The following is a 17,322-nucleotide window of genomic DNA, read 5'->3' as shown; positions in this document are numbered from 1 at the left end:
CCAAACTGAGGCCCGTTATGACGGAAACCAGCCATATCAGCATGTCGCTGGCGACTTCCCTCCAGCGCCAACTGGACATCACCGCCAACAATATCGCCAACGCCAGCACCGCGGGCTACAAGGGCGAACATGTGGTGTTCGAGGCGCTGTTGCAGGACAACACCGCGCTTGGCGACGATCAGGCGGCTTTTGTCAGCGATACCGGCTCGTACATCGACACCCGCCCCGGCGCGCTGTCGCAGACCGGCAACCCGCTGGACGTGGCGCTGCATGGTGAGGGGTGGTTCAGCTATCAAACCGCCGACGGGCAACAGGCCTTTGGCCGCGATGGCAGCTTTGCGATCGACCCTGAGGGCAATCTGACGCTGCTGTCGGGGGCCAAAGTGCTCGACGCGGGCGGTGCGCCGATCCAACTGCCCCCTGCGGGCATGGGTGATATCAACATTTCCGAAGATGGCACCATTTCGGGCAGTGAGACCGGACCGCTGGGGCGGATCGGCGTTTTCAATATCCCTGAAATCCAAAGCTACAAGCGCCTTGGCGGCGGCATGCTCGTCGCCCCCGAGGGGGCCGCGAAACCCGCCGTCGCAGAGGCCGTGCAGGTGCGCCAAGGCACGCTTGAGCTAAGCAACGTGAACCCGGTGCGCGAGATGACCCGGCTGATCGACGTGCAACGCGCCTATGAGCGCACCAATACCATGATGGGCAATGCGGACGACCTGCGCCGCGACTCGCTCAAACGGATCGGACAGGCGGTCTGACCCGACATCCGTAAAACGGAAGGAACGAGACAATGAAGGCACTCAGCATCGCCGCGACGGGCATGATGGCGCAGCAGACCAATGTCGATGTGATCTCGAACAACATCGCCAACGCGAATACCACCGGGTTCAAGGCCAGCCGCGCCGCCTTTCAAGATCTGATCTATCAATCCATGCAACGCGAAGGCGCCGTCACCTCAGAGGCCGGATCGACCCGCCCCGTGGGCATCGACATCGGCATGGGCGTGCAGACCGCTGGCACCGTGCGGCTGAACACCCAAGGCGGCATGGTGGCCACGGAAAACCAGCTTAACGTCGCCATTGACGGGCGGGGCTATTTCTCGGTCACGCTGCCCGATGGCGGCACCGCCTATACGCGCGACGGGTCGTTCCAACTCTCCCCCGAGGGTGAGATCGTGACAATGCAGGGCTACCGCGTCGAGCCCGGCATGGTCGTGCCCGAAAACACCACGGCGGTCGAGATCAACGAACAGGGCGTCGTCATGGCCTATGTTGAGAATGATCCCGTGCCGGTGGAACTTGGCCAGTTCAACCTGACCACCTTCGTCAATGAGCCGGGGATGCGTCCGGTGGGCAACAACTTCCTGCTGGCGACCGAAGCTTCGGGCGAGGCGCAGGTGGTGAACCCCGGCGATCCGGGCGCGGGGATGATCCGTCAGGGCTATCTTGAGGCGTCCAACGTGAATGTCATCCAGCAGATCACCGATCTGATCTCGGCGCAGCGCGCCTATGAGATGAACTCCAAATCCATCGAGACCGCAGACCAGATGCTCTCGGCTGCGAACCAAATCCGCTAATGCGACGGCTCGCCGCCCTCTTCCTTGGCCTGATGGCGCTGACGGGCCCTGCCCTTTCGGCGCCCATCGGCGTATTGGTCGAGGAACGCGCGCGGGTGGACTACGCCGACAGCCTGCCGCAAGAGGGTGCCTTCGAGATCACGGTCAAGGACGCCCCCGCCGAAGAGGTGCTGACGCTGGCCGAGTTCTGGATGGACCCGCGCAGCGGCAAGTTTCTGGCCAATGCGGTGCTTGAGACGGGCGAGGTGCAGCGCATCGCGGGCTATGCCCTTGTTACCATGCCGGTCCCTGTGCCCATCACCCGCCTGCTGCCCGATGACATCATCATGGAAGACGACCTGACCGTCATGCGCCTGCCCGTGGGCAGGATCGGCGCCTATGTGATGACGGATATGGAAGAGGTCGTCGGCAAACAGGTGCGCCGCGTGCTGACACCGGGGCGGCCCATTCAGACGCAGTCCATCATTCAGCCGCTGGTCATCAACCGGGGCGAACGGGTGGAGATCTATTTCAGCGACGGGCTTCTGGCCCTCTCCTCACCCGGGCGCGCGCTTGATGACGCGCATGAGGGGCAGGAAATCCGTATCGTGAACCTTGTCAGCAACAAAACGGTCACCGGCATCGCCACCGGCGAAGGGACCGTGGAGATCCTACGATGACCACCGCTTTCGCGCGCTCCTCTGTCTTGATGTTCGGTGCCGCCCTTGCCCTGTCCGCCTGCGATACCGCCGATCATTTCGACCGCGATCCTCAGCCCTCCCCAATCGTGGTGGATGGCCAAGCCATCCCCGAGGTCGCCCGCGTGCAGGTGCCGATGCCCGCCGTCGCGATGGAGCCGCCCCGGCGCGGCAGTGCGAAAGCCTCGCTCTTTACCGCGCGCAGCCAGCCGCTGTTTTCCGACCAGCGCGCCGACGACATCGGCGATATCGTGACGGTCGTGATCTCCATCGACGACCGGGCACAGCTGCGCAATTCGACGGACCGAGAGCGCGAGGGGGCAAGCTCGGTCGGATTCCCGACATTCTTTGGCTATGGCGCGAAAATTGCCGCAATTCTGCCCGGAATCAGCGCCGCCGATCTGCCGAGCGGCGATATCGTCGAGGTGGGATCGGCCTCGGAGGCCAGCGGGTCAGGTGCCATTTCGCGCAATGAACGGATCGAGCTCAAAGTCGCCGCTTTGGTGATCGACAAGCTGCCAAACGGCACGCTCGTCGTCGCGGGACGCCAAGAAATACTGGTTAATCAGGAGCTGCGCGAGCTGCGCATGGCCGGGATCGTGCGCCCTGCCGACATCCGCGATGACAACACCATTTCTTACGACAAGATCGCCGAAGCCCGCATCGCCTATGGCGGCAGAGGCACGCTGTCGCGCGCGCAAGAGCGCAGCTACGGCGAAGACGCGATGGATGTGATCCTGCCCTATTAATTCCTGACTTGGTCACAAAGTGAGACCATTGCCGTCGCAATCGACCGTTAAACCTGACGAAAGCTCAGGAAAGGTCGAACATGAAAAAGGCAGCAATCGCATTTATAGCACTCCCCTTGCTTTGCATGGGTGCAGGCTATGGCGCCGGTCTGGCCCTCGCCCCTGCCCCAGCCGAAGCGGCGGGGACAAAGAGTGATGACAAGACCGCTTATGACGCAAAGGAGACGGCAAAGGACGCCGCCCATGCGCCCGAGAAAGACGCCCATGGCGATAAAGGTGAGAAATCCGCCAAGGGCGATGATCACGCGCCGATGGACAGTTATGAACTGGCCAAGGACCGCACGGTGGTGCGCCTTGGGCAGATGACCATCCCGGTGGAGAAGACCAACAGCGTCTCTTATGTGGTCGCAGATTTTGCGCTCAAGATGGGGTCACTGGAATTGGCCGAACGCTACCGCCGCGTGGAAGACGCGACGCGGATGCGCGATTCGCTCTTGCAGGCGATGAACCTAGCCGCCGAAAGCGCCGTGCTGCGCGGCGTGGCGATCGACAGCGAAGCCCTGTCGCGGCTGCTGCGGGATCTGATCAGCAAAGAGCATAAGGGCGTCGATGATGTGATGTTCGTATCGCTTTACAAACAAGATGTGGCGCGGCTCTGACACGCGCCACAGCGCAGGTTTACAGAACCGAACGCACCACGTTCGACAGCACGGATTCCCCGTTATCCAGTTCCAACTCCGGCCCGTAGGCGGTGAAGTTCACCCGCGTCACCTCGGACCGGGTCAGCGGGGTGACACCCACATCGTTGCCCTCGGCATCCGTCGCCGTGATCTCAACCCGGAAGGTATCGGGCGGCACCGGCAGGCCCACGGAATCGAGGCGGTTCCACTCCACGTCGATCACCTCCCCTTCGGCGGTGGAGGGGCCGGGCATCTCGCGGATCAGCGTGCCGTCTTCGGAGAAGATCCGAACGGTCACCTCCTCCGCCCCGGCGTTGAGCTGGTAGCTCAGCGGGAATTCATCTTCGGTCATGCGCACTTGGGTCGAGGGCACCAACACGTCGCGCCCGATCAATTGCAGGTCCGACATTGCGCCCACGGTGGAAAGCATGGTCGAGATTTGCTCAAGGCTCGCGTTGGTGGCGATGCTTTGCTCCACTTGGGTCAACTGTGCCAATTGCGAGACGAACTGCGTCGAATCCACCGGGTTCAGCGGGTCTTGGTTCGAAATCTGCGCCGTCAGCAGGGTGAGAAAGCTGTTGTAGCTTTCCTGAAGCTCAGCGGATGAGGTCGCCGCCGCCGAAGTGTTGGCGGTGCTCAGGGTGCTTGCTGTGGTCGCGTCGATCATGGTCTCGCCTTTCAGGTGAGGATATCTAGCTGCCCGGCGCCGAGGCGGGGGCTGGAGGTCTGGGCCGTGGGCGCGGCGTCACCGCCCTGCGCATCATCGGCCTGTGCTGTGGTCTTGGTGTACTCGGGGCCCTGTTGCTGCCCGCCGTTGCGGCCCCGGTCGCCAAAGGTCTGAAAATCGAGGTCCGCATTCTCGGCGCTGATGCCGCGCGATTGCAGCGCGTCCAGCAGTTGCTCACGGTCTTGCCGCAGCATGTTCAGGACCGAGGCGCTTTCGGTGGTCATGGCGATTTGCATGCGCCCCGCCTCACTGCGCACAACCTCGATCTCGATCTCTCCCATACCGTAGGGGGAGAGCGAGAAACGCAGCTTGTTGTCCGCCGTATCGAGGCTGCGGATCTGTTGGCTGACGTGCTGGCGAAGCTGTTCTTCCGGCGCGGCGGCAGGGTTCGGTGCGGGGGCCGGCGTGGGCTGCGGCGGGCTGAGGCGTAGCCCCTCGCTCTGCGGTGCCTGCGGCGCGGTCAACGCCGCGACCTCGCGCAGGACGGCCTCTGCCGCCGGGGCATTTGCGCCGGGCTGGGCGGCCTTGGCGGCATCGACAGCGGCGCTGAAACGCTCGGCGGCGGCTGTGAGGCGCGGGTCTGCGGCTTCAATGCTCAAGTCCACCTTGGGGGCGGTCGTGCTGCCCTCGGCCTTCGCGGCGAGGGGCGGTTCTGTCGCCCCCACGGTGGCGGCTCTCGGGGCCGGTCCCTCACTCGGCAGGACCGTTTTAAACCCGCTCTGTTCGGCAGGGCCTTCGGCCTGCAACACCGGCGCGCCCCCTTCGGGGGGCATCACGCGGGCCCCCTGCTGGGCCTGCCCCATGGCCATACGTCCCACAACCGGCAGCGCGGCCGAGGCGATGCTCAATTGGCTCGCCGGGGTGGGCAGGCGCAGGGCACCGGCGATCCTCTCCTCCAATGCGGCTTCAAGGCTAGGATCATCCAACTGCGCCACCGCCTCCAGCGCGCCGAGGTTTTCAGGCGGCGCTTCGCCCAAGGCTTCGGCAAATGCGGCGAGGGCAGCTTTCGGGGTGATTTGCTGGCTGGTCTCCTCCAACCCCGCGAGGGTGTGATCCATCAGGGCCATCAGCCCCTCTGCCGTCTCAAGGTCGATGTCCTCGGGCAGCGGATCGGGAGCGGCTTCCACCTCTGGCGCGGCGGCTTGCACGTCTTGGCCCTGCGCCTCCGACGCGGCCCCCTGCCCGGCCAACCCCTGCATCAGGGCGGCAAAACCTTCGGCAGCCCCCTTCTCCGAGGGCTGCCCGAGACCTGCGGCATTCGGCACCGCAGGTGCTGCCTGAAGTTGAGCGATCATCTGACGTCCTCCAACTTGGGATCCACGGCGGGATTCCGAAGGCTCTTGTAGGATCAGGAGATCCGCACGTTCCCGCGCTGATCTTCAAAGGCGCGGCGTGCGCTCCGCGCCTCAACGAGGGCTTTCAGCCGCAGGGTCCACTGGTTAAGGGTCACGGGCGTCTCTGTCCCGGTCAGCGCACGCAGCGAGATCTGCGCGCCCTCGGCAGGGGCTGCAAAGACTGAATGACTGTCGACCGGACGGCCCCAGTACTGCCCCAAAACCGTGCTCAGCCCCATGCGGAAGGCGGCGGGCTCAAGCCCAAGCCTGAGCAGCTCATCCGCCTCGGCGGCGTGATGGTAGGCCTGCCCCAAAGCGTGCAGAACGCTGTCTTCGTCCATCATCGGGAACAGGCCGCGCCCGATGATCCCGATCAGCACTTCGCCCACCAGCGCACCGGCGGCTTGGGAAATATTGGTGAAATTGTCGCTTTTGCGAATAACGACGAGCGAGCCATAAGGCACATCGGCGTCGAGTTCTTCGGCAAGGATATCGCCAAGGCAAATGCCCGGGATCGGTTCGATGCAATCTGGCATTGCCACCGGATGACCGGCCCAATCCTGCATCTCGAAGACCGAAGCTTGAACCGGAATCAGCGCCCGGATCAGCATGTTGAAATGACGGCCATCGGCCGATGAATCCATGTGGCAGGCACCCTTCCAGATGCCACCTATAAGTGAGTTTACCTGCATTTCCGCCTCGTTCAGGACGTTCTGTCCATGGTTTATCCGGGCGATTTTTAAAGATTTTTTAGGTGCCCGGTGCTCGATTATTACATAAGGTCTAGATCGCAAGACCTTGACCGTCAACAATTTTACATGACCGTGCCAATTTTTCGGGAATCAGCGGCAGGGATGTCGCACTTTTGCCAAGGTTGTAAATTCGCACAACCGGGCCGGTAGAGCCTTGAAAACAAGGACTACTCGGCTTGATAGACCAGCCGAATCGAGATGCGCCGGTTTTCCGGGGCCAAGGGATCGATCGTGTTGATCGGTTGCGTGTCGGCCACACCCGACACCCGCATGAAGCGCGCCCCGGCAATGCCCGCGGCCATCAGCGTGCGGCGCGTGGCGTTGGCGCGATCCGCCGAGAGTTCCCAGTTGGTGTAGCCATTATTCGCGCCAAAGGCGGCCGCATCGGTATGACCCACGATCTCGACCGGCTGGTTCTGTTCGGCGATCACATCACCAATGGCCAGCAGCAATTCGCGAGTCTTGGGGGTCACGTCCGCACTGCCCCGCGCAAAAAGCGACCGCTCATCCTGATCCAGCACCTGCACCGTCAGCGCCCCGTTCGATTTCTCCAGCCGGACATTGCGCGCCAGATCATTCAGGGCGCTGTCAGAGGTGATCCGCTCGGCGATGTCTTCGGCCATGCGGTCGATCTCGGACTGGCGGCGCTCGGATTCTTCAATCGCGGCGAGTGTGGCGGGATCGGCGGGCGCCGCGGGCTCGGGCGCTTCGGCATATTCCACGACCACGGCGGCGGGTTTGTCACGCAGGCGGCTGTCGAAGACCATCATCGGATTGTCGCGGCCAAAGGTCGGCTTTTGCACATTGCCGGTGTTGTCGACCGCGCCGGTCATCACCCCTGCGGCCATCAACGGGCGCAGGTCCGCCGCCGCATCCGAAGAGGATCCGCCGTCCGACACCGTAGGGGTAAAGTAATTGGCCAGCCCGCGCAGCTTTTCCTCATCCGAGGCAGCGAGGATCCACAGCAGCAGGAAAAACGCCATCATCGCGGTCATGAAGTCCGCATAGGCCACCTTCCAACCGCCGCCGTGGTGGGCGTGGCCGCCCTCCGCGTCGTAGCGCTTGATGATGATCATCGCGTTCTTCTTGTCAGCCATCACGCGGCCTCCCGATTACGCAAGATCGGGCACGGGGGCCAGATCAGGAAAGCTCTGCGTTGTTGTCCGATTTGTCGCGGCTGTATTTGCCCAGACCTGCGCGTTTGGCGTATTCGGCCTTCCGCTTGGAATAGCTTGGCGCGACCAGCGGCGTGTCGGCAGGCAGATTGAACATCACGCGGTATTCCGCTTCAGTCAGCCCATGTTCGGCCCCGAGGTGACGTTTCAGCATCTTGAACCCCTTGCCGCAACACAGGCAAAAGATCGTGTCTTCGGTCATCGGCTGCTCGCCCGGTGCGGCGGTCATGCCCTGCGCCTTGGGCGCGACGGGGGCCACGGCGGCGGCGGCGGGGATATTGGCCAATGCGGTGGCGGGAGCCTCAGCGGGGGTCGCGCGCAGACGCTCGACCAAGATCAGGATATCGTCAATGGTCACGTCGCTGCGGCTGGCGAACCCCGAAACGATGGTCGCAATCGCGGTATCGCTCAGATTCTGCTTGGGGGGTACATTAGGCATGAAGCAACTTCCTTGTTAAGTTAATCTTGCCTTCTGCAAGGTTCGCGAAGCATTCAAAGAGCGCTTCGCAAGGGACGTAGCAAAGATAAATAATTCTTCGCCGTTTATTCTTATCACGATTCGAATTGTATTTGGAACCCGCGCAAGCATTGGCAAGCACTTTTTCGCCATATCGTGCGGAATGCATCACGGCTCCATCTGCGCGACGGTTTTGAAGATCGCGCTTTTCGGGGCCGGATCGGGGGCTACGTCATTGCCGGTGGTCTGGGCGATGATCGTGCTGAACAGACCGGTCACCCCCAGCCCTGCCACCGCGATCAGCGGCACATGCAGGGACTTCCACAGGCTCTTGCGGGGCGCGGGCGGCTGCGGCGCCAATGCGGCGGGGTCGAGCAACTCAGGCTCGGGCGCCGGGGGCACTTCGATCGGCGCGCCGAACTCCACAAAGATGCCGCGCGGCATGACCGCGACCTTCACTTCGCGCCGCGCGCAGCTGTCGCTAAAGCCTGCGGGGAAGAGCTCAGCCGGGATGTCGATCACCATGTCATCCTTGGGCCGCCACTCAGCCGCCAGCGTGTCACGGGGGATATAAACCGATGCGAAATCATCCCGAAAGGCGATGTCACGCACCAAGGTCGGCACCATGGGCAGCGGCTGTTCCGGGTTGGAGGCGATTCGCATGCGCCCCCCGGCGAGCCACATCTCAAGACGGACGTAGAAACACTCCCCCGGCTGCACCTCGGCAGAGGGCATATAGCCTTCGGGCGGGCCCGAGCGCAGCTTGCGGCGCTTGCGGTTGCCGATGGGAAAGATCTTGTTGGTGCTAACGCGTTGGAACTGGTCCAATTCGGGCCGCTGACGCATCAGCTCGTCGAAATCCAGCCCCTCTTCGCGGGCGAAATTGTAGTTGATCAGATAATCCGCCGCCGTTTCCTCAAGCGTTTTGCTGTCTTGAATGGCCTTCAACAGCGCATTTTCCTCAGAAAACAACAGCCTACGGCAGGGGTGGCCCTCAACCTCGGGGCTGACGGCAAAGCTGCCCACGGGACGGTCGAGGATATCCGCTACCCGATCGAAAACCGCATGTTCTTCGTCATTGTGAAAGACCACGAACTCGCAAAGACCGGCGGCATCCATGCACAGCAGCAGCCGCATCTCTTCGGGCCAGCCCGGCACGAGCACCGAAAGCTCGGAGGGATCGACGAAATAGGCGAAGGCATCGGGCTCTTGCAGAGCGTCGATATCATCCTTCAACTCTTCTTTGACCGAAAAACCACTATTCATCATAGAAACCCAAGTTCTTTCCTAGATAATACTTGTATAGACCCATTCGCTCAAGGATAAAGTAAGAATAGTTTCTTTTTGGAGGCGTGTGCAGCAATGACACTCTTGCTTGGTCTTGTAATGGTCTTCGGTCTGGTCTTTGGCGGTTTCATGCTGTCGGGGGGCAATATGGACATCGTCCTGCACGCCCTCCCCTACGAGGGCATGATGATCGGCGGCGCTTCTCTGGGGGCCTTCGTGATCGCCAACTCCTTCTCGGTGGTGAAGTCATCGCTGGCCGGGGTGATGCGTGTGATCAAGGGGCCGCGCTGGAAGGCGGCGGATTACAACGATCTGCTGGCGCTGATGTTCGAACTGGCGCGTCTTTATAAGACCAAGGGCATCGTCGCGATGGACGAGCATATCGAAAACCCCGAAGCGAGCCCGATCTTTCAACGCTACCCCAAGCTGATGAAGGACCACTTCCTGACCGACCTCATCGCCGATAGCTTTCGCATGATGTCGATGCAATTTGACGACCGCTTCCAGATGGAAGACGTGTTGAACCGAAAGATCAAAAAGCACCACCATGAGGCGCTCGTTTCGGCCCGCGCGATCCAGAGCATGGCCGACGGCCTGCCCGCCATCGGCATCGTTGCGGCGGTTCTGGGGGTGATCAAGACAATGTCCTCGATCGACAAACCGCCAGAGATCCTTGGCGCAATGATTGGCGGCGCTTTGGTGGGCACGTTCCTTGGTGTTTTCCTTGCCTATTGCATGGTGCAGCCCATCGCGGGCCGGTTGGAGCAGATCGAAGAGGAAGACGGCGCGATCTATACCGTGATCCGTGATGTCATCGTCGCCATCGTGGCAGGCCACCCGCCAAGCATCTGCATCGAACTGGGCCGCGGCAACATTCCCACGACGAAACAGCCGAACTTCTCCGCCGTGGAGGCCTCGCAGCGCGAACTGCCTGCGGTATGAAGCGCCCCCTGCCCCTGATCGCACTCATCGCGCTCTTGGCTGGGCCAGCGCTGGCGGCGGGACCGGCCAAGGAAAAGGACGCGGAAGAGGTCGACGCAGCCGCCGAAGCAGAGGCCCGGTTGCCCAATTCCATGCGCCGCCACGGTGTCATCGGCCATGTCCCCCCAATGGAGGGGCTGCCGCTGCTCGACGCCGAGGTGCTGGAACGGATGCGCGAGCGGCTCATCGTTCTGTCACAGGGCACAGAGCAGTGAAGCCAAAGCGCGGCGACGGGCTGGCTGTTTTGTCGCGGCTGAAACGCTTTGAGATGGAGAATGTCGCGCTGGAGATGGCCGAGGTGAACCGCGCGCTGACCCAGATCGAGAACGAACGCCACAGCCTCATGGAGCAGCTTAACGACCGGGGTGACCCCGACGCCGTGGAATCGACGCGCGTGGTCTCGGCCTTCATCCGCAATGTCTCGGAAACCATCCACCGCAAGGAAGCCGAGGCCGAGCGGCTGCGCGCCGACAGCGCAGGGATCCACGACAGGCTGAACGGGCTTTTCGCCGAGGCCAAGCGCATCGACCTGATCCGCAACCGCCGGGCCGAGGCCCGCAGGCATGCCCTGCAAGAAGCCGAGACCGCCGCCCAAGCCGAAGGGTTTCTGTCGATCTGGCTGGGCGATCAACGATAATTACACGGCCATATCCATTTACGGGAACTAATTCCGAAAATTCCCCTAAATAGCGAATACCGGACAAGAAAAAACCGCAATTCGATTCCATCAAAGCCCCATTGAAAATGCCGCCCTGGGGAGGGGGCGCCGAGGCCACCGCGTTTTTATTCCGGCTTCGGCATAGTTTGAAAGGATTTACGATGAAGCGAAGAGGATTTTTCACCGCCGCCGCCATCGGTGCCGCGTCGTTGAGCGTCAGCCCGCTCTGCGCGCAATCGGCGGAGGTTACCCTTGCCGAGGTGCGCGCCCTGTTCCAAAGCCGCGACCTTGGCGCGCGCAGGATGGTACAGGACAGCCTGAAACACGAGGGCTATTACAAGGGGGCCATCGACGGCGCATGGGGGCCGGGAACCGAAGCCGCCTTTCGCGCGCTCATGGCCTCCGACCGCTACCAACGCCACGCGCCGACCTGGACGTTTGCCCATGAGGTTCAGGTCAGCGAAACGATGTTTTTCCTGACCTCCGACGCCTATATGTGACTGCGCCCGGGGCCCTTTCGGGCCTCGGCCTTACCCCGCTTCCGCAACCGCCAGTTCGGCCATGCGCAGCGCCGCGTCCCGGTTTGCCGCCACGGCAATGAACCGCGCGTTATGACAGAACTTGGCCCCCGGCACGCCGCTTGCGGCCTCCAATTCGGCATCCGTTAGCCCGGCCCAAGCCTCGGGCAGATCGGCGCGGGCCTCGAAACTATCACCGCTTTTGCGGATCGTGGTCAGGGCCCAATCGTCCCCGCGCGGATGCACGACGAAGAGCAGGTGATCGGCCCCGGCCTTTTCCACCGCCGAGCGGAAGGGCATGCCCGTGGGCAGTTCCAAGACGCGCCCGCGGCCTGCCGCCTCAATCGCCTGCATCACCATCGCCTCGGCCCGGCGTTTGGCGGCTTTGCCCTTGATCGCGGCCTCCACAAAGGCCCGCGCGACAGGCAGGGCGGCCATGAAGGCGCGGTCGTCGGCATCCTCACCCCGTTCGTCAAAAACGGGCTTTAGCGTCTCCAAGAGCACCGGCAGGGTCATGCCCGCCAGCGGCCCCGCGACCGAGGGTTCAAGCGCACCATTGTCGATCAGGTCGACCGGCAACACGAAGCCTTGGTCGAAACTGTGGTGGATATCCTCCACATCCGCCTCGGGCACGTCAAAGCTGCGCAGATAGTCGCGGCCATAGTGCTGCCAGATCAGCCCGAAAGAGCTGTAGGGCTGGCCATCCTCGCGCAGCGGTCCGGGGCGCTGGTGGTGGTCAAAGATCAGCGCGTCGGCGTCATAGTCGCGGCCCACGTCATAGATGATCCGCCCCGCGCCGGGGGTGATCCACGCGGCATCCCGGCTGCGCATAAGCACCGCCTCCGGGTAGAGCCGGGTCAGGATGACGGAGGACAAAAGCTCATCCGCGTGAAAGCCGCCCGAATGGGTGACGAGATGGGTGATGGTCATGTGGGTGGCTCCGCTGCGGCTGGGGAAATCGGTCAATGGTGGCTTGCGCCCCCATACTGCGCGGCGCAGGCCAAGTGCAAGCCGCCCGCCCTAGCGCGACAGCGCGACCAGCGTGGCCGAGACGGGGTCGAGGATGAAGGCCCCCACCTGCGCCCGGGCCTGCGCCAACCCATCGCGCCGTTCCGGCATCAACTGCACGAGAGAGGCAAAGCGGTTGTGATGGGTGCCGTCTACCGCGCCAATGGCCGAGATATCGACCAGCAAGACGCCATAGCGTTTGGCCAGCGCCTGCACCGCGGGGGAGCTGGCACTGGTGCGCCCGATCCGAGGCCGCGCCCCGGCAAGCCCCGCCGAGATGCGCAGCGCCCGATCATCCGGCGCGACAAGGATGGCCATGGGCGGATCAAGCGGCCCGATCACCTTGACCTGTTTGCGAAAGACATCCACGTCGATGTCGGGCGCTGCGAGGACCACATCGCTCAGCCGCGCGATCACCTCATCCTGCCCCGACAGGCGCAACTGCCGCAGCGCCTCCACCACCAGCCAGCCGCCCATGCTGTGGCCGAAAAGCGTGATCTCGCCCACGTCGGGATCGGCGGCGAGGGTGCCGAGCATGGCGGCCAGTTCATCGCGCGAATAGGCCGCCGCGTCCTTATCTGCGACATAGCCCACTACCGTCCCGGCAGAGGGCCAAGCGAAGAGGATTGGCTGCTCGGGCAAATGCCCATCCGCCGTCACCTGCGCCAACCGAAAAAGCGATTCCGGAAAGGTCTGGTTGTAGCCGTGGACAAAGACCATCACATCCTGCCGCCCCCGCCCGCTGCGGTGGATATCGAGCGCGGGCAGCGGATCGCGGGCCGTCACCGCAAAGCTTCGGTTCGGATCGGGGGTTTCACCCGGCCATTCGATCTTGCTGGCCTCATGGTCGGGCGGGATGGCGATGGTGAACCGCTCGTAATTCAGCGCCCGCGCGCGGGCGTCGGTATAGGTGCCGGCCTGCGGATCGCGCCCGCGGGTCGAGGCCACGGTGATCGCCAAACTCTGCGCAGCTTCGGCCTCGGGCACCACCGTCAAAGTCTCCCCGCCCGGGCGCGGTGCGCAGGCCGCCAGCAAGACCACCGCAACCGCGCAGAGCGTCTGTAGCCCCCGGCCCCCAATCCCATGTCCCTGCATAACGCCCCCCGGCCCTTCGTTCGGCGCAGTTCTAGCCCAATCGGCGCATAAAGTCATAGGCGAAAGGCCCCTGCGACTGCGACGAAACAGCCCCGCTTTTCACCTACGGAAGCCCCCTCTCTCTGCCCGCCTCTGCCGCCAACAGCTTGCGGCCCGTGTCGAGCACGCCGTCGACGATGTCATTGGCAATCGCCGCGCTCAGCGCCGCGCCATCGCGGGCAGTGAGGGCGGCCAGCACCTCTTTGTGGCGGTCGATCTGATAGTATTCCGCCACCTCGGTGATGACCTGCCGCTGGAAAGGGCCGAGTTGCAGCCAGATGCTTTCGATCATCGGCAAGGACGCCTGCGCGGGGTTCACGGAGTAAAGCATCCGGTGGAAGGCTTGGTTCAGCAGCGTCAGTTGATCCGCGTTTTTCTCGGCCACGAAACGGTCCATGCTGCCGTCGATCTCGGTCAGGCGGTCGATCACGATGTCCGAGATATAGGGCAAGGCGCGCAGGGCGGCGTGGGTCTCAACCGCGATGCGCAGGGCGACCAGCTCCTCGAACCGCTCGGGGGTCATCAGCGGCACGGTCAAGCGGCGGTTGTCCTTGATCAGGATGGCATATTCCGAACTCAGCCGCCGCACCGCCTCGCGCACCGGAGTCGGGCTGAGGCCCAGCCGCTCCGCAATGCCGCGCATGGTCAGCGAGGTGCCGGGCGTGATCGCGCCCAGCATGATCGCATTGCGCAGCCGCTCGTAAACATATTCTTGCGTCGTCCCGCCTGGAATTTCGGGAATTTCGGGAATGTTGAGCGCATCGTTATCGGTGTCGATCATTTGGGCCGCCTTTGGTCTTTCGTCGCTGACCATACGCGCGGGGGCAATTGACAGACAAGCGGATAGTGATATGACATTCTAACAAATGGTATCACATTTTCAGGTTCGATATCGAAAGGAACCCCATGTCCGAGAGCAAAGCCGAAGCGTGGTTGGCGCAACATCCCGAGATCGAATCGATCTTTGCCTGCGTTTGTGACCTCAACGGCACCATGCGCGGCAAACGGGTGCCCGCCGATCAGGTGTCCAAAGTCGTCGAAGGCGGGCTGCGCCTGCCGCTGTCTATCGTCGGCATGGATATCTGGGGCGAGGATGTCGAAAATAGCGAGTTGGTGTTCGAGACCGGGGATTCCGACGGGCTCTGCGATTTCACCGGGCGGCCCCTGATGCCGATCACATGGACCACGCGCCCCACGGCGCTCGCCATGCTCTGGATGCGTCAGGAAAACGGCAAGCCCTTCCCCGGCGATCCGCGCCGCGCGCTGGCCGAGGTGGCCGCGCGGTTCAAGGCGCGCGGGTTGACCCCGGTGGTCGCCACGGAATTGGAGTTCTACCTCTTCGATCCGACCGAGGATCACCCGCAGGCCCCCTGCTCCCCGGTCACGGGCAAACGGCTGGATTCCGACGGCGCGCTGTCGCTGGACGAGTTGCAGCATTTCGATGAGTTCCTGAACGAGGTCTACGACGCCTGCGAGTTGCAGGGCATCCCGGCGGATGCGGCCATTTCGGAAAACGGGGCGGGGCAGTTCGAGATCAACATGCGCCATGTGGACGATCCGCTGCGCGCCGCCGATGACGCGGTGCTGTTCAAACGTCTGGTCCGCGGCATCGCCCGCAAACACGGCTTCGCCGCCACCTTCATGGCCAAACCCTATGGCGATCTGGCGGGCAGCGGCTTTCACGTTCACTTCTCCTTGGTGGATGGAAACGGCGTCAATGTCTTCGACAATGGCGGGGAGGAAGGCACGGCTCTGATGCTCAACGCCGTCGCCGGACTGCTGGCCACGATGCAGCAAAATACGCTGACCTTCGCGCCGCATGAAAACTCCTACCGCCGCCTGCTGCCGGGTGCCCATGCGCCAACCAATGTCGCTTGGGGCTATGAGAACCGCACCGCCGCAATCCGCATCCCGGGCGGCGACCCCAAGGCCCGCCGCATCGAGCATCGCGTCGCCGGGGCCGACGCCAACCCCTATCTGGTGCTCACCAGCATCCTGGGCGGCGCGCTGTTGGGGATCGAGCAGGACATGCAGCCCGTGGCCCCGATCACCGGCGACGCCTATACAATGAAGCTCGACAACCTGCCGCTCGACTGGGCCACGGCCATCGATGCCTTCCGCAAGGGGCCGGATGTGCCCGGCCTGTTCTCTGCCCGGTTGCAGACCATGATGGTCGAATGCAAGACGCAGGAACTACGCAAATTCGCGCGGCAAGTAACCCATTTCGAATATGACACCTATCTGGAGATCGTCTGATGTCGCGCCATCCCTACGCCGGAGACGGCAGCCATACGTCAAGCTACTACGCCGCCTCGGCCAACCCTGCCCCCGCGCGCCCCGAATTGCAGGGCGATCACGAGATTGACGTCTGCATCGTCGGCGCGGGCTACAGCGGTCTGTCGACCGGCCTGCATCTGGCCGAAAAGGGCTATAAGGTCGCCATCATCGAAGGCGCGCGCGTGGGCTGGGGGGCCTCGGGGCGCAATGGCGGGCAGATCGTTAACGGGCTGAACGCGAGCCTGCAAACGATCAAGCGCCGCTATGGACAGGACACCGCGACCTTTGTCGCCGGCCTGGTGCAAGAGGGTGGCGAGATCATCCGCGAGCGGGTCCGCACCTATGACATCCAATGCGACCTCAAGGACAAGAACATCTTCACCGGGCTCACCACGGCGCATATGCGCGAGTTGGAGGAGCGGCAGAAGCTCTGGCAAAGCTACGGCATCGACAATCAAGAGATGCTGGACAAGGACCAACTGCGCGCCCACGTCAATTCCGACCTCTACGAAGGCGGGCTGATCGACCATTCGGGTGGCCATATGCACCCCCTGAACCTCGCCCTCGGCGAAGCGGCTGCCTTTGAGAAGAACGGCGGCACGATCTATGAGATGTCCCCTGTCACGGATGTCGATCACGAGGCCGCCCGCCCCGTGGTTCGCACGGCCAAGGGGACGATGACCTGCAAGACACTGGTGCTCTGCGGCAATGCCTACCTCGGCCATGTGGTGCCGACGCTGGCCCCGCGTGTGATGCCCGTCTCGACCCAAGTGATGGCCACCGAACCGCTGAACGAGGCGCAGGCCCATGCGCTGCTGCCCACCGATGCCTGCGTCGAAGACATCCGCTATATCCTCGACTACTACCGCCTGTCAGGTGACAAACGGATGCTCTTTGGCGGCGGCACCGTCTATGGCGGCGCGGACCCGCGCGACATCAAGGCCAAGCTCAAACGCAATATGGACAAGGTCTTCCCCCAGTTGAAAGACGTGAAGATCGACTATGCCTGGAGCGGGAATTTCGCACTTTCCTTCAGCCGCGTGCCGCAGATGGGCCGGATCGGTGACAACACCTATTTCGCGCATGGCTACAGCGGCCACGGCGTGACCGGTTCGCATACCTTCGGGCGCATCCTGTCCGAGGCGATCGACGGCGACCTCACCCGCTTTGACGTCTTCGCCAATGTGCCATGGTTCCCCTTCCCCGGCGGGCGCATGTTCCGCGTGCCCTATTCGGTCGTGGGGTCGTGGTGGTACGGGCTGCGCGACCGTTTGGGTGTCTGAAACCTTTTGACAGGGCTGGGGGTTTCTTCACAGTGGCGGGCACGGC

The 17,322-nt window shown here is 63.1% G+C and carries 20 protein-coding genes; 11 read left to right on the top strand and 9 right to left on the bottom strand.

The window, feature by feature from the left end:
• Positions 1–17 precede the first annotated feature (17 nt).
• The 5 genes from flgF to ACGYK9_RS05630 all read left to right on the top strand — a co-directional run bounded on the left by flgF (position 18) and on the right by ACGYK9_RS05630 (position 3,664).
• Positions 18–761 carry a flagellar basal-body rod protein FlgF gene (gene flgF, locus ACGYK9_RS05650; protein ID WP_394413588.1) on the top strand — a complete coding sequence of 248 codons (744 nt, stop codon included), beginning with the start codon at positions 18–20 and terminating at the stop codon, positions 759–761.
• Positions 762–793: 32 nt separating this feature from the next.
• The gene (flgG, locus tag ACGYK9_RS05645; protein ID WP_067262392.1) at positions 794–1,579 is read left to right on the top strand and encodes a flagellar basal-body rod protein FlgG; all 786 of its coding nucleotides are present in this window, start codon (positions 794–796) and stop codon (positions 1,577–1,579) included.
• Positions 1,579–2,238 carry a flagellar basal body P-ring formation chaperone FlgA gene (gene flgA / locus ACGYK9_RS05640; protein WP_168613245.1) on the top strand — a complete coding sequence of 220 codons (660 nt, stop codon included), beginning with the start codon at positions 1,579–1,581 and terminating at the stop codon, positions 2,236–2,238. Before flgG ends, flgA begins: the two co-directional genes overlap by 1 nt.
• Positions 2,235–3,005: a flagellar basal body L-ring protein FlgH gene (locus tag ACGYK9_RS05635; RefSeq protein ID WP_394413584.1), complete on the top strand. Its 771-nt coding sequence runs from the start codon at positions 2,235–2,237 to the stop codon at positions 3,003–3,005. Before flgA ends, ACGYK9_RS05635 begins: the two co-directional genes overlap by 4 nt.
• Positions 3,006–3,085: 80 nt before the next feature.
• Positions 3,086–3,664 (top strand): hypothetical protein, encoded by a 579-nt coding sequence (locus ACGYK9_RS05630; RefSeq protein WP_394413581.1) that lies wholly within the window; start codon positions 3,086–3,088, stop codon positions 3,662–3,664.
• Positions 3,665–3,683: 19 nt separating this feature from the next.
• On the opposite strand, the gene ACGYK9_RS05625 is transcribed toward ACGYK9_RS05630, so the two are convergent.
• The 6 genes from ACGYK9_RS05625 to ACGYK9_RS05600 form a co-directional block, all read right to left on the bottom strand.
• Entirely contained in the window at positions 3,684–4,352 is a 669-nt protein-coding gene (locus tag ACGYK9_RS05625; RefSeq protein WP_067262400.1) for a flagellar hook assembly protein FlgD, read from the bottom strand.
• A gap of 11 nt (positions 4,353–4,363) precedes the next feature.
• A complete protein-coding gene (locus ACGYK9_RS05620; protein ID WP_394413578.1) occupies positions 4,364–5,707 on the bottom strand; it encodes a flagellar hook-length control protein FliK in 1,344 nt (447 codons plus the stop codon).
• Positions 5,708–5,760: 53 nt separating this feature from the next.
• Positions 5,761–6,390, bottom strand: a complete 630-nt coding sequence (locus ACGYK9_RS05615; RefSeq protein WP_394413575.1) for a hypothetical protein — start codon at positions 6,388–6,390, stop codon at positions 5,761–5,763.
• A 275-nt stretch (positions 6,391–6,665) separates the two neighbouring features.
• Positions 6,666–7,595, bottom strand: coding sequence for a flagellar motor protein MotB (locus ACGYK9_RS05610; protein ID WP_209217520.1), 930 nt, complete (start codon positions 7,593–7,595; stop codon positions 6,666–6,668).
• 43 nt (positions 7,596–7,638) lie between these two features.
• Positions 7,639–8,112, bottom strand: a complete 474-nt coding sequence (locus ACGYK9_RS05605) for a MucR family transcriptional regulator (RefSeq protein WP_394413571.1) — start codon at positions 8,110–8,112, stop codon at positions 7,639–7,641.
• A 186-nt stretch (positions 8,113–8,298) separates the two neighbouring features.
• Positions 8,299–9,399, bottom strand: a complete 1,101-nt coding sequence (locus ACGYK9_RS05600) for a hypothetical protein (protein ID WP_394413569.1) — start codon at positions 9,397–9,399, stop codon at positions 8,299–8,301.
• A gap of 93 nt (positions 9,400–9,492) precedes the next feature.
• Between ACGYK9_RS05600 and motA the strand changes: the two genes are divergently transcribed.
• The 4 genes from motA (at position 9,493) to ACGYK9_RS05580 (ending at position 11,556) form a co-directional block, all read left to right on the top strand.
• The gene (gene motA / locus ACGYK9_RS05595; protein ID WP_271692066.1) at positions 9,493–10,359 is read left to right on the top strand and encodes a flagellar motor stator protein MotA; all 867 of its coding nucleotides are present in this window, start codon (positions 9,493–9,495) and stop codon (positions 10,357–10,359) included.
• Positions 10,356–10,613 (top strand): hypothetical protein, encoded by a 258-nt coding sequence (locus ACGYK9_RS05590; protein WP_394413566.1) that lies wholly within the window; start codon positions 10,356–10,358, stop codon positions 10,611–10,613. The genes motA and ACGYK9_RS05590 overlap by 4 nt, the downstream gene beginning before the upstream one ends.
• Positions 10,610–11,035, top strand: coding sequence for a hypothetical protein (locus ACGYK9_RS05585; RefSeq protein ID WP_394413563.1), 426 nt, complete (start codon positions 10,610–10,612; stop codon positions 11,033–11,035). The genes ACGYK9_RS05590 and ACGYK9_RS05585 overlap by 4 nt, the downstream gene beginning before the upstream one ends.
• Positions 11,036–11,217: 182 nt before the next feature.
• A complete protein-coding gene (locus ACGYK9_RS05580; RefSeq protein WP_067262423.1) occupies positions 11,218–11,556 on the top strand; it encodes a peptidoglycan-binding protein in 339 nt (112 codons plus the stop codon).
• 30 nt (positions 11,557–11,586) lie between these two features.
• Here the strand turns inward: ACGYK9_RS05580 and ACGYK9_RS05575 are convergent, their stop codons facing one another.
• The 3 genes from ACGYK9_RS05575 to ACGYK9_RS05565 form a co-directional block, all read right to left on the bottom strand.
• Entirely contained in the window at positions 11,587–12,504 is a 918-nt protein-coding gene (locus ACGYK9_RS05575) for an MYG1 family protein (RefSeq protein WP_394413560.1), read from the bottom strand.
• A 90-nt stretch (positions 12,505–12,594) separates the two neighbouring features.
• Entirely contained in the window at positions 12,595–13,677 is a 1,083-nt protein-coding gene (locus ACGYK9_RS05570) for an alpha/beta hydrolase (protein ID WP_394413557.1), read from the bottom strand.
• Between the two features lie 103 nt (positions 13,678–13,780).
• Complete coding sequence (locus ACGYK9_RS05565) at positions 13,781–14,497, bottom strand: GntR family transcriptional regulator (protein WP_394413554.1); 717 nt, start codon at positions 14,495–14,497, stop codon at positions 13,781–13,783.
• 125 nt (positions 14,498–14,622) lie between these two features.
• On the opposite strand from ACGYK9_RS05565, the gene ACGYK9_RS05560 reads away from it, so the two are divergent.
• Positions 14,623–15,972 carry a glutamine synthetase family protein gene (locus ACGYK9_RS05560; protein ID WP_394413551.1) on the top strand — a complete coding sequence of 450 codons (1,350 nt, stop codon included), beginning with the start codon at positions 14,623–14,625 and terminating at the stop codon, positions 15,970–15,972.
• A complete protein-coding gene (locus ACGYK9_RS05555; protein ID WP_394413548.1) occupies positions 15,972–17,276 on the top strand; it encodes an NAD(P)/FAD-dependent oxidoreductase in 1,305 nt (434 codons plus the stop codon). Before ACGYK9_RS05560 ends, ACGYK9_RS05555 begins: the two co-directional genes overlap by 1 nt.
• The last annotated feature ends 46 nt before the right edge of the window (positions 17,277–17,322 follow it).

It is taken from the genome of Sulfitobacter sp. 1A15258 (genome assembly GCF_043557045.1).
Lineage (GTDB): Bacteria > Pseudomonadota > Alphaproteobacteria > Rhodobacterales > Rhodobacteraceae > Sulfitobacter > Sulfitobacter faviae.
The sequence above is the reverse complement of the archived record's forward strand: the minus strand, read 5'-3'. Positions and strand labels throughout refer to the sequence as shown.